The following is an 11,359-nucleotide window of genomic DNA, read 5'->3' on the forward strand; positions in this document are numbered from 1 at the left end:
GGGGCGGTCAGGCCGGGACGACGAGGGCGACGGCGAACGCGGAGACACCCTCGCCCTGCCCGGTGAACCCGAGGCCGTCGGTCGTCGTCGCAGAGACCGACACCTGCGCGCCGCCGAGTGCGGCCGACAGGACCCGCTCGGCCTCGGCGCGGCGTGCGGAGAACCGCGGGCGGTTCGCCTGCACCTGCACGGAGACGTTGCCGACGCGCCAGCCCGCTTCCCCGAGCAGCGCGACGGTGCGGGTCAGGAACGCGCCCGCGTGCGCGCCGGCGTACTCGGGATGATCGGTGCCGAAGTGCGTACCGATGTCGCCGAGGCCCGCGGCCGCCAGCAGGGCGTCGACGATCGCGTGCGCGACGGCGTCGCCGTCCGAGTGCCCTGACAGCGGCGCCTCACCCGGCCACTCGAGCCCCGCGAGCCACAGCGTCCCCTCGCCGCCGAACGCGTGCACATCCGTGCCGACGCCGACGCGCGGAAGCACCGGAACCCCGCCGAGGTGTGCCGGGGCGTGCGGTGCGGGCTCGGCGATCAGGTGGCGTGCGCGATCGAGGTCCGCCGCGGTGGTGATCTTGAAGGCGAGTGGATGCCCCGGCACGGCCGCGACGGCATGCCCGGCCTCGGCGACCAGGGCGGCGTCGTCGGTGAAGTCCGTCGTGGCGGCGTCATATGCCGCGTCGAGCACGTCTCGCCGGAAGCCCTGCGGCGTCTGCGCCGCGGCGAGATCGGCGCGGTCGACAGCGGCGACGATCTCGTCACCGGCGACGCGCTTGATCGTGTCGATGACCGGGAGCACGGGGATCGCGCCGACCGCGCCGCCGTCGATCGCCGCGATGACGCGCTCGAAGACCTCGGCCGGGGTGAGGGCGCGTGCCGCATCGTGGACCAGCACGACCTCGACGTCGGCCCAGAGGGCCGCGAGACCGGCGGCCACGGAGGCCTGGCGGGTGTCGCCGCCCGCGACGACGGACATCAGCTCGCGACGGTCCCCCGCGGTGGCCAGCGCCTCGCTCAGCGCGTCGCCCTCGCGCCCGGCCGGGGCGACGATCACGACCTGCGCGAGCGGGGCGGCGAACACGCCCTCGAGGGCGTGGCGCAGGATGCTGCTCCCGTCGATGCCGACGAACGCTTTCGGCGCTCCGGCGCCCAGTCGGGTGCCGGACCCGGCGGCCACCACGATGACGCCGACGCGGGGCACGGGAGTGATGCTCACCCGTTCACGCTATCGCGATCGACGGGCGGCGCTGTGCGCGTCCTGCCCCGCCGGGACCGGGTGCGCACAGCAGAACGGCGCCCCATCGGGGCGCCGTTCCAGGAGTCTCAGCTCGCGAGGACCTCGTCGAGAAGAACGCTCGCCTTCTCTTCGTCGGTCTTCTCCGCCAGGGCCAGCTCGGAGATCAGAATCTGCTTCGCCTTGGCGAGCATGCGCTTCTCTCCGGCCGACAGGCCGCGGTCCTGATCGCGGCGCCACAGGTCGCGCACGACCTCGCTGACCTTGATGACGTCACCGGAGGCGAGCTTCTCGAGGTTCGCCTTGTAGCGGCGCGACCAGTTGGTCGGCTCCTCCGTGAAGGGAGCGCGCAGCACCTCGAAGACCTTGTCGAGGCCCTCCTTGCCGATGACGTCTCGGACGCCGACCAGGTCGACGTTCTCTGCGGGGACTTCGATGATGAGATCACCCTGCGTGACGTTGAGCTTCAGGTACTTCTTCGTCTCGCCCTTGATGATCCGGTCTTTGACCTCGATGATCGTAGCCGCCCCGTGGTGGGGGTAGACGACCGTCTCGCCAACCTCAAAAAGCATGGAGTTATGTCCTTTCGGCAACCTCCAGGATACCACAGGCGAAATACGCTAAGGTTCTCCGCCCTCCGGCCGGGGCGGTGCTCCGCGCGGTACATCGCGAGCCCCTAGAATGCTGGAGAACCGTCATCCGTCTTATGGAGGATCCGTGAACCGCCGCCTCATCGCGTCGCTGGCCATCGGGGGCGCACTCGTCCTCACGACGACCGGCTGCAGCATGATCTCGCCGCAGGCGACCACGCTCCCGTATTCCGCGGCGGAGGGGACGAACGTGCACGAGGCCGGCCCCGTCGAGGTGCGCAACGCCCAGATCGTCGCCAACGAGGACGGGTCCGAGGGCAACTTCGTCGCCGCGCTGATCAACCAGACCGAGGACTCGCACACCCTCAACATCGAGTTCGGCGAGGGCGGTCCGACGCTCACCGTGAGGGTGCCCGCGAACACGACCGTGAGCCTCGGCTCCGACGAGGACGAGCCGCTCCTCGTCGAGGACCTCGACGCCCTCCCCGGCACCGACATCACCACGTTCTTCCAGTCCGGCGACTCGGAGGGCGCGCTCGTCTCGGTGCCCGTGCTGGACGGCTCTCTCAGCTACCTCGCGCCCCTCGCTCCCTGAGCGACGCTCGCGCAGACACGAGAAGAGGGCGCCCCACGAGGGGCGCCCTCTTCTCGTCTGCGGTGGCTCAGCCCTCGAAGCGGTAGCCGAGGCCGCGCACGGTCACCAGCATCTCCGGCGAGCCCGGGTTCTTCTCGATGCGGGAGCGGATCCGCTTGATGTGCACGTCGAGGGTCTTCGTGTCGCCGAAGTAGTCGCTCCCCCACACGCGATCGATGAGCTGACCGCGCGTGAGCACGCGACCCGCGTTACGCATGAGCACCTCGAGCAGCTCGAATTCCTTGAGCGGCATGTTGATCTCGCCGCCCTCGACGGCGACGGTGTGACGGTCGATGTCGAGCACGACGCGACCGCCTTCCAGCACGCGGTCCTCGAGGTCGGCGTCGATCTGCGAGAACCGTCGCAGCACGGCGCGCATACGGGCGAGCAGCTCGCGGGCGGAGTACGGCTTCGTGACGTAGTCGTCCGCGCCGAGCTCGAGGCCCACCACGATGTCGACCTCGGAGTCCTTGGCGGTCAGCATGATGATCGGCGCGGCCGAATTGACGCGGATCTGGCGGCACACCTCGGTGCCCGGCATTCCGGGCAGCATGAGGTCGAGCAGCACGATGTCGGCGCCGCGTTCGCGGAACGCGGTCAGCGCGGTCGGGCCGTCTTCGGCGATCTCGACCTCGTAGCCCTCGCGGCGAAGGAGGTAGGCGAGCGGGTCGGCGAGGTCTGGCTCGTCCTCGACGATCAGGACGCGGGTCATGCGGGGTCTCCATTCGCGACGGATGCAGGGTTCTGTCCGCCGGCAGGACCGACGGGAGTCTTGGGCGCAGCGGCCTTGGCGGCGCGGGCGGGTGCCGCAGGCTTGGCCGCGCGGGCGGAAGCGGCGGGCTTCGCCGCGGGTGCGGCCGGAGCGTTCTTCGCGACCGGCGCGCTCTTCGCGGCCGGAGCGGCGGCAGGCGCAGACGGTGCAGGGACGGCCGCGGGCGCAGCCCCCGCGGCGAGCCCGGCCTCGACGGCAGTCACGTCAGCGACGGGCCGCTTCTTCTTGCGCCCGCGCTTGGGCGCCGGTTCGAGGTCGGGCGCGTCGATCTGGGGCAGTCGGATCGTGAACGTGGACCCGCGGCCGGGGCGCGACCACAGGCGCACCTCACCGCCGTGGCGCTGCACCGCGTGCTTGACGATGGAGAGGCCGAGCCCGCTGCCGCCGGTGCGGCGGGCGCGCGCGGGGTCGGACCGATAGAAGCGCTCGAAGACGCGGTCCTGCTCGCCCTCGGCGATGCCGATGCCGCGGTCCGTCACGGCGATCTCGACGACGCGGTCGACGGCCTTGATCCCGACGCCGACGCTCGAGCCGCGCGGAGAGTACGCGATGGCGTTCGCGATCAGATTGCCGACGGCTTCGCTCAGCACCTGCGCGTCGCCGTGCACATACAGGCCTCGCGCACCGCCGCGCATCACCTCTACGCCGGCGGAGTCCGCCTGGATCGCGTGCGCGTCCAGAGCCGACGCCACGACCTCGTCGATCGAGACGTCCTGCTGCGGGAGCTCGTCCGCAGCCTGCAGCCGGGACAGGTTCATGATGCGCGAGGTCAGCAGCGCGAGCCGGTTGGCCTCCGCCTGCAGCCGCGTCGCGAAGATCCGCACCTGCGGCGGATCGTCGGCGGCCGACTCGATCGCCTCGGCGAGCAGGCTCACCGCGCCGACGGGCGTCTTGAGCTCGTGGCTCGTGTTCGCCACGAAGTCGCGCCGCATCTCCTCGACGCGTTCGCGCTCCGAGATGTCGCGCAGCACGAGGAGGGTGAGCCGGGGCGAGATGCGCGACGCGCGCACGGCCACGAGGCGGGGCTCGGCCGGCGGGGCGCCACGGCGCAGCCGCATCGTCTCCGTCGCACTCGCCTCGGTGACCTCGGCGTCGGTGGTCCGCACGCGGCGCGCAAGGGTCCGCAGCTCGTCGGTCGGCAGCGTGCCGCCTTCGAGCAGCTCGAACGCCGCGGCAGCGGACGAAGCCGCCAGCACCGTGAACGACGCGTCCACCACCACGGCGGCGTCGTCCATGCCGTGAAGGACACCGCGCACGCCGTCGGGGATCTCGATCGACCCTTCGGCATGCGCGCGGTCACGCGCCCGCATCGACGCGACGACGACGGCGGAGATCGAACCGCCGATGATGATCCCCGCGAGGAGGGCGAGCAGCGCGAGCTGCGTCGTATCCATGCCTCAAGCGTAGGGGCACGTCGCGCGGGACAATGGACCGTGACGGGGACCCGGGCACCCGCGCCGGGTACTGTTCACCACGGGAGCACCATCCGTTAACCTTCGCTGACGACAATCGGCCGGGCGCGGGCGAAAGCTCCCCCATCCATGAAAGGTGCGTCGGAATGCGCGAAGTCTTCCACCAGTCCCTCGAGGACGTGCAGGGCCGTCTCGTCGAGATCGCCGAGCTCGTCACGATCGCCATCGACAAGGCGACGCGGGCGTTCGGAACGAGCGACGTCGCGCTCGCGGAGGAGGTCATCGAGGCCGACGCGGTCATCGACGAGAAGGCCGTCGAGCTCGACGAACTCGCCATCGAGATCCTGGCCCGCCAGCAGCCGGTCGCCCGCGACCTGCGCATCGTCGTCAGCGCGCTGCGCATGAGCGCGTCGCTCGAGCGCATGGGCGACATCGCCGAGCACATCGCCCAGCTCACCCGCATGCGGTTCCCCGAGCGGGCCATCCCCAAGGGCCTCAAGTCCACGTTCCTCAAGATGGGCGAACTCGACGTCGAGGCGGCACGCCAGCTCACCGAGCTGCTGCGCACGCAAGACGGCGACCTCATCGACGAGATCCGCAACGCCGACGACAAGCTCGACGAGCTGCACGTCTCGGTGTTCGAGAAGGTGCTCAGCGACAGCTGGCAGGGCGATCCGTCCGCCACCGTCGACGCCACGCTCGCCAGCCGCTACCACGAGCGCTTCGGCGACCACGCGGTCTCGGTCGCGAAGAAGGTCGCGTACCTGTCGACCGGGGACTGGACGTCGAGCACCGACACGATCGACGTCGTCGCCCCGGCTCTGTAAAGCCCGTCACGCGGCCTGCAGCTGGGGAGCTGCCGCTGCGAAGGCGAAGAAAAGGAAGAGCGGATGCCTCGTGGGGAGGCATCCGCTCTTCCGTCGCTTCTGAGATCAGGCCTTGCCCTGGTTCGCGACCGCGGCAGCGCCGGCGGCGGCGGCCTCGGGGTCGAGGTACTCGCCGGGTCCGAGGGGCTCGAGGTTCTCGTCGAGGCGGTACACCAGCGGGATGCCCGTGGGGATGTTGAGCTCGGCGATGTCGGCGTCGCTGATGCCGTCGAGGTGCTTCACGAGTCCGCGCAGGGAGTTGCCGTGCGCCGTCACGAGCACCGTCTTGCCGGCCTTGAGGTCGGGAACGATGTCGCTGTGCCAATAGGGCAGCATGCGGTCGATGACGATCTTGAGCGACTCGGTGTCGGGCACCTCGCCGTCGATGCCGACGTAGCGGGGGTCGCCGACCTGGCTGTACTGGTCGTCGGCGGGAAGCGGCGGCGGCGGCACGTCGAACGAGCGGCGCCACAGCATGAACTGGTCGTTGCCGAACTCCTCGAGGGTCTGCGCCTTGTCCTTGCCCTGCAGAGCGCCATAGTGGCGCTCGTTGAGGCGCCACGAGCGCTTGACGGGGATCCAGAGGCGGTCGGCCGCGTCGAGGGCGATGTCGGCGGTCTGGATGGCGCGGCTGAGCACGGAGGTGTGCAGCACGTCGGGAAGGATGCCGGACTCGGCGAGGAGCTCGCCGCCGCGCTGGGCTTCGGCCTTGCCCTGGTCGGTGAGGCGGACGTCGACCCAGCCCGTGAACTGGTTGGTCTTGTTCCACTCGCTCTGGCCGTGTCGGAGGAGGATCAGCGTGTAGGGCGCGGTCATGCGCCCCATGATATCGGCGCCGGGTGCCGCCCCCGGATGCTGTGACGGGCGGGGCTGGCATCATGGAGGCATGGCGCGGGGACCGGTCGGGCAGATCACGCGCGGCACCACCGGCACCAACCGGCTGCGACGCGTGGACCGCTGGATCGCGCGGCATCCCGCGCTGCGCCGCGCCGCCGATCCGCTCGTCGTGGACCTGGGCTACGGCGCGAGCGGCGTGACGGCGCTCGAGCTGTACGCGCGCCTGGTCCGCGCACGGCCGGACGTCGAGGTGCTCGGCCTCGAGATCGATCCCGCGCGCGTCGCGCGGGCGCGGGCCCAACTGGAGCAGGTGCGCGCGGGCGGCACGTCGTTCGCCCCCGACGCACACGTGTCCTTCGCGCGCGGCGGGTTCGAGGTGCCCGTCCCCGGCGGGCGCCGCCCGGCGGTGGTGCGGGCGTTCAACGTGCTGCGGCAGTACGACGAGTCGGAGGTCGCGGCCGCGTGGGCGACGATGTGCGCGCGCCTCGCACCGGACGGACTCCTCGTCGAGGGCACGTGCGACGAGATCGGCCGCATCGCGACCTGGGTCGCGCTCGGCCCCGACGCCGTGCCGCGCACGCTCACGGTGTCGCTGCGGCTGGCCGGGCTGCAGCATCCGTCCATCGCCGCGGAGCGGCTCCCGAAGGCCCTCATCCACCGCAACGTCCCCGGCGAGCCCGTGCACGCGTTCCTCACGGCCCTCGATGCGGAGTGGGAGCGCGCGGCCAGCGTGTCGCCCTTCGGCCCGGTGCATCGCTGGCGCGTGGCCCTGTCGGCGCTGGCCGACGCCGGTTGGCCGATCCTCGAGCGGTCGCGGTGGCGCCTCGGCGAGGTCACCGTGCCGTGGGATGCCGTGGCCCCGCGCTGAGCCGCGGCGCGCGGTCCATCACACCCGGGGCAGCACCGCCCGCGCCTCGGCGGAGGGCATGCCGGTCGCGGTGAGGAGGTCGACCGCGAACGGCCGCATGGCGGTGATGAGGTTCTGCTCGCCCTGCGAACCGTCGGGGAGGATCTGCGCCGGGTCGAGGCGCACGGCGACCGCTCGCACCGCCTCGCGTGCTGCCGGCTGCAGCGAGATGTCGTCGAGGCTCTCCCCCACCAGCTCCGCGGCGCGCATGAGCTCGGCGAGCACCTCGGCGGGCACCGGACGTCGCTGGCCGTCATCGCAGAGGTACACCGCGCGCCGGGCGACGACCCGGAGGTTGCGGGTGGCGAAGTCCATCGCCTGCAGCACGGCGTGGTGCCGGCGCAGCTCGGCCCGCTGCGGGCGCAGCCATGGCGAGAACCCGGCGACGGCGAGGCCGGAATCCAGCGAGGCGCGCCACTCGTCGATGCGCGGGGCGATCGCCCGCGCCTTCTCGAGGCCGCGGGCGGCCCGGAGCGCATCGCCCCGACGCAGCGCCTGCACGATGGTGCGCGCCGCGGCGTCCGCGGCCGCGAAGACCGCGTGCCCGTCGCGCGCCTCCTCCCTGCGAGGATTGCGCGGGATGAGCGCGGTCACGGCCAGGGCGGCGACGCCGCCCACCGCGCCGTCGATGAGCCGCGAGAACGGCTCCGTCGCCGGCAGGGACATGACGATGCACGCCTGGACGCCCGCCATGATGGCGAACGGCGGATAGGGCGAGAGGAACCGCGCGACCAGCAGCGTCACCCCGAGAGCGAGCGCGAGCTGCCACCAGCCGGGTCCGACGACCACGACGAAGCCCTCGGCGACGAGGATGCCGACGAGCATCCCGACCACCGTCTCGAGCACGCGCCGGGGGCGGGCGTCGCGCACGAGACCCAGACTGGTGATGGTGACCGTCGCGGCGAGCAGCGGCGCCGGATGCCCGACGACGTAGTGCGCGAAGGCCCACGCCGCGGTCGCGGCGACCGTGATCTGCACGATGGCGAGCGCGGAGCCGCGCACGCGCGACAGCTGCGGGCGCAGGTCGAGCCGGGCGCGCCAGCCCGTGGGGACGACCTGGGTGATCGCGGCGGTCTCGCCGTCGCCGCTCACCGCCGGGTCCCCTACTGGGCCGCCGCGCGGCGCGACAGCCGCGTGATCCGAGGCACGTTCGCCGTGGCGCCGGCGTCCGGCGGAACGACGACCTCCTGCGCCGCGGCGACCGGGCCGTCGGCGGTGTCCACCGTCAGCGGGGCGTCGACGGGCGTCGTGCGGCGCACGATGGCGAGCGCGATCGGACCCTCTTCGTAGTGCAGCGCCGCCGACGTCACGATGCCGACCTCGGCGTCGCCGAGGCGCACCGGCGCACCGTGCTCGGGCAGCACGCTGCCCGAGCCGTCCAGCTGAAGAGCAACGAGGCGCCGCGGCGGGTGCCCGAGGTTGTGCACCTTGGCGATGGTCTCCTGCCCGCGATAGCAGCCCTTGTCGAGGTGCACGGCGGTGCGCAGCCAGTCGAGCTCGTGGGGCAGCGCGCGCTCGTCGACGTCCGTCGTCCAGCGCGGGCGCCAGGCGGCGACGCGCAGCGCATCGACCGCGGTCAGGCCTGCGAGCTCCAGCTCGCCGCGGGCCGCGGCATCCGCGATCCTCTGCTCCTCGTCGCGTGTCACGATCGCCTCGGCCCAATCGCGATCGGCGCCGGGGTGCGGCTCGACCGGCGCGTAGGCGTGACCGCCGGGCGTGACCGACGGCCACGGGTCGCGCCACACGAGCGACACTCCGGCGGGGACCGCCGGCGAGATGCGGTCGAGGGCGGCGGTCGTGCCGCCGATCACGGCGTACTCGTCGTCGGCGACGCGCGGGTCGACGCGCAGACGGAATCGCATCTTGCGGAGCCAGTCGTACAGCCCCTCGACGTCGGCGCGATCGGCGATGAGCCAGGTGGTCTCTCCGTCATCGACGACGGATGCCGCGTGCTCGACGTGTCCTTGCGGGTCGAGGATCAGGAACTCGGTGCCGACGCCGGGGGCAAGACGGGTCAGCGCCTGCGACGAGAGCGAGTCGAGCCAGGTCAGGCGGTCCTCACCGGGGACGGCGATGACGGCGCGGTCTGCGCGGGGCGCGAGCGCGGCTCCGGCGGCGAGCCGGCGCTGCTCGAGGAGCGGGTTGCCGACGTGCTGCAGCCCGGTGTCGTCGACGACGGCGCCGGGAACAGCGGCGAACGAGGCGCCCATCACTCGGCCCGCGCGAGTCGTGCCGACGCGTGAGCGCCGAGCTCGAAGCCGAGGGCCGCGATGTCCCACGCCCACAGCAGGTGGCCGTCGACGAGCCCGTACATCCGGGTCGCGGCCGCATACGACTTCGCGCCGGCGGGTCGCACGACGGCGTCGGTCGCGATGTCGATGCGAGGACCCTTGATCTGGCCGAGGTAGAGCTCGCTCACGCCGTCGGCGTGCACGAGCGCGGCCTCGAGGTCGAAGCCTCCGTCGGCGTTGCGCAGCTGCTCGATGTCGTCGGCGGTGCGGACAACCGGTGCGGCGAGCGCGGGAAGCAGCCCGGGTCCGGCGTCGGCGTCGGTCGCGGTGAGTGCGAGGCGCCAGTAGCCGAGCTCGGCCACGAGACGCGTGCGCTTCTCGGGGTCCTCCGCGTCATGCAGCCACGCGTCGGCCGAGTAGTTCAGGTAGTCGCCGCCGTCATGGCTGAAGCTCACGCGGTGGGTGAACTCGCCGGCGTAGGCGTGGTCCCCGTAGTCGATGACGCCGGTGCCCTCCCACACTCCGATGAGCCACGACAGCGGGACGAGCTCCGCCGGAAGGTCGGTCGGGATGTCGAGCACGACCGGACCCGTCAGCGCTGGCCGCGGTAGAGGTTCTTGACGACGACGGCGGAGACGAAGACGATCGCCAGAGACGCCAGACCGAGCAGGCCCACGAAGAACAGTTCGAGCGCGACGGTATCCATACGAGGGAGTCTAGCCGGGAACGAGAGCGGCAAGTCCGAACCCCAGGCTGATGACGCCCATCACGAGGGCGGCGCCGAGGACGCTCGCCGCGACGCGCTCGGTGAACCCCTGGGACCGGCCCGACCAGAGCTGGATCGCGAACCCCGCGATGAGGCATCCGCCCAATCCGACGCCCAGCCACGCCGCACGCCAGTCCGGCGTCGCGAAGATGCCGACGACGATCGCGATCACGGCCGCGAGCACCCACACGGCGACGATGCCGCCGAATGTGCGGCGGGGGGCGAGTTCAGGCACGGCCACGCGTCCCATCATCGCGCAACAACCCGCGCGGCGCACGCGCTGCCGCGCGGGTGGTGTGCGTGTCGACGGAGGACATGCGGGCCGAGCGGCTCTCCCCCACGCCCTACACTGGGGTTCGCGGCGCACCCCCCTGCGCCGGGAAGGCGATCCATTGGCACAGCTCCTGGTTCTCAGTTCCACACACGGAGGCGGCCCCGTCCTGCCCTCGCTCGAACTGCTGAGCCACCGCGTGCGCCTGATCCCCGCTGAGCCCGCCCAGCTCGTGAACGCGCCGAGCGCCGACATCATCTTCGTCGACGCGCGCGTCGACCTCGTCGGCGCCAAGTCGCTGTGCAAGATCCTCAACACGACGGGCCGGGACGCCCCGCTCCTGCTGATCGTGACCGAAGGCGGCCTGACCGCCGTCTCTCCCGACTGGGGCGTCGACGACGTCATCCTCTTCACCGCCGGCCCCGCCGAAGTCGACGCCCGCATCCGCCTCGCCGTCGGCCGGCAGTCGGCAGAGCAGGTCTCGACGCGCATCCAGACCTCGGGGATCACGATCGACGAGTCCTCGTACTCGGCCAAGGTGCACGGTCGTCCGCTCGACCTCACGTACAAGGAGTTCCAGCTCCTCCACTTCTTCGCGACGCACCCCTCGCGCGTCTTCACCCGCGAGCAGCTGCTGAGCGAGGTGTGGGGCTACGACTACTTCGGCGGCACCCGCACGGTCGACGTGCACGTGCGGCGCCTGCGCGCCAAGCTCGGCGACATGGAGCAGCTGATCGGCACCGTGCGCAACGTGGGCTACCGGTTCAACGTCTACGAGGACGAGCCCGAACCCGCGCCACGCGAGCGCACCGACGCCTGATCGGGGCGGCGCCTCGCCGTCCACG

Annotated in this window: 13 protein-coding genes; 4 read left to right on the plus strand and 9 right to left on the minus strand. The window is 72.0% G+C overall.

What is annotated here, in order from left to right:
* Positions 1 to 7: 7 nt before the first annotated feature.
* Complete coding sequence (gene ispD / locus ACFVSU_RS20015; RefSeq protein ID WP_387147141.1) at positions 8 to 1,210, minus strand: 2-C-methyl-D-erythritol 4-phosphate cytidylyltransferase; 1,203 nt, start codon at positions 1,208 to 1,210, stop codon at positions 8 to 10.
* Positions 1,211 to 1,317: 107 nt separating this feature from the next.
* The gene (locus ACFVSU_RS20020) at positions 1,318 to 1,800 is read right to left on the minus strand and encodes a CarD family transcriptional regulator (RefSeq protein ID WP_045298114.1); all 483 of its coding nucleotides are present in this window, start codon (positions 1,798 to 1,800) and stop codon (positions 1,318 to 1,320) included.
* A gap of 145 nt (positions 1,801 to 1,945) precedes the next feature.
* Between ACFVSU_RS20020 and ACFVSU_RS20025 the strand changes: the two genes are divergently transcribed.
* A complete protein-coding gene (locus ACFVSU_RS20025; protein WP_387147144.1) occupies positions 1,946 to 2,413 on the plus strand; it encodes a DNA modification methylase in 468 nt (155 codons plus the stop codon).
* A gap of 67 nt (positions 2,414 to 2,480) precedes the next feature.
* Here ACFVSU_RS20025 and ACFVSU_RS20030 read toward each other — a convergent pair whose 3' ends face one another.
* Positions 2,481 to 3,164 carry a response regulator gene (locus tag ACFVSU_RS20030; RefSeq protein WP_387147147.1) on the minus strand — a complete coding sequence of 228 codons (684 nt, stop codon included), beginning with the start codon at positions 3,162 to 3,164 and terminating at the stop codon, positions 2,481 to 2,483.
* The gene (locus ACFVSU_RS20035; protein ID WP_387147150.1) at positions 3,161 to 4,618 is read right to left on the minus strand and encodes a sensor histidine kinase; all 1,458 of its coding nucleotides are present in this window, start codon (positions 4,616 to 4,618) and stop codon (positions 3,161 to 3,163) included. The genes ACFVSU_RS20030 and ACFVSU_RS20035 overlap by 4 nt, the downstream gene beginning before the upstream one ends.
* Before the next feature lie 164 nt (positions 4,619 to 4,782).
* Here ACFVSU_RS20035 and phoU point away from each other — a divergent pair, with 164 nt between their 5' ends.
* Positions 4,783 to 5,463 (plus strand): phosphate signaling complex protein PhoU, encoded by a 681-nt coding sequence (phoU, locus tag ACFVSU_RS20040; protein ID WP_387147152.1) that lies wholly within the window; start codon positions 4,783 to 4,785, stop codon positions 5,461 to 5,463.
* 105 nt (positions 5,464 to 5,568) lie between these two features.
* Here the strand turns inward: phoU and ACFVSU_RS20045 are convergent, their stop codons facing one another.
* Positions 5,569 to 6,318, minus strand: coding sequence for a phosphoglyceromutase (locus ACFVSU_RS20045; protein ID WP_387147155.1), 750 nt, complete (start codon positions 6,316 to 6,318; stop codon positions 5,569 to 5,571).
* Between the two features lie 70 nt (positions 6,319 to 6,388).
* Here ACFVSU_RS20045 and ACFVSU_RS20050 point away from each other — a divergent pair, with 70 nt between their 5' ends.
* Positions 6,389 to 7,207: a class I SAM-dependent methyltransferase gene (locus ACFVSU_RS20050; protein ID WP_387147158.1), complete on the plus strand. Its 819-nt coding sequence runs from the start codon at positions 6,389 to 6,391 to the stop codon at positions 7,205 to 7,207.
* 18 nt (positions 7,208 to 7,225) lie between these two features.
* On the opposite strand, the gene ACFVSU_RS20055 is transcribed toward ACFVSU_RS20050, so the two are convergent.
* The 4 genes from ACFVSU_RS20055 to ACFVSU_RS20070 form a co-directional block, all read right to left on the minus strand.
* On the minus strand, positions 7,226 to 8,338 hold the full coding sequence (locus ACFVSU_RS20055) for an aromatic acid exporter family protein (RefSeq protein ID WP_387147161.1): 1,113 nt from the start codon (positions 8,336 to 8,338) through the stop codon (positions 7,226 to 7,228).
* An 11-nt stretch (positions 8,339 to 8,349) separates the two neighbouring features.
* The gene (locus tag ACFVSU_RS20060; protein ID WP_387147164.1) at positions 8,350 to 9,456 is read right to left on the minus strand and encodes a YgfZ/GcvT domain-containing protein; all 1,107 of its coding nucleotides are present in this window, start codon (positions 9,454 to 9,456) and stop codon (positions 8,350 to 8,352) included.
* The gene (locus ACFVSU_RS20065) at positions 9,456 to 10,058 is read right to left on the minus strand and encodes an FABP family protein (RefSeq protein WP_387147166.1); all 603 of its coding nucleotides are present in this window, start codon (positions 10,056 to 10,058) and stop codon (positions 9,456 to 9,458) included. Before ACFVSU_RS20065 ends, ACFVSU_RS20060 begins: the two co-directional genes overlap by 1 nt.
* A gap of 135 nt (positions 10,059 to 10,193) precedes the next feature.
* Positions 10,194 to 10,484, minus strand: a complete 291-nt coding sequence (locus ACFVSU_RS20070; protein ID WP_310292522.1) for a hypothetical protein — start codon at positions 10,482 to 10,484, stop codon at positions 10,194 to 10,196.
* A gap of 151 nt (positions 10,485 to 10,635) precedes the next feature.
* Between ACFVSU_RS20070 and ACFVSU_RS20075 the strand changes: the two genes are divergently transcribed.
* Positions 10,636 to 11,334 (plus strand): DNA-binding response regulator, encoded by a 699-nt coding sequence (locus ACFVSU_RS20075; protein ID WP_387147169.1) that lies wholly within the window; start codon positions 10,636 to 10,638, stop codon positions 11,332 to 11,334.
* Positions 11,335 to 11,359 lie beyond the last annotated feature (25 nt).

This window comes from Microbacterium sp. NPDC058062 (genome assembly GCF_042885375.1).
In the GTDB taxonomy this organism is placed as follows: domain Bacteria; phylum Actinomycetota; class Actinomycetes; order Actinomycetales; family Microbacteriaceae; genus Microbacterium; species Microbacterium trichothecenolyticum_C.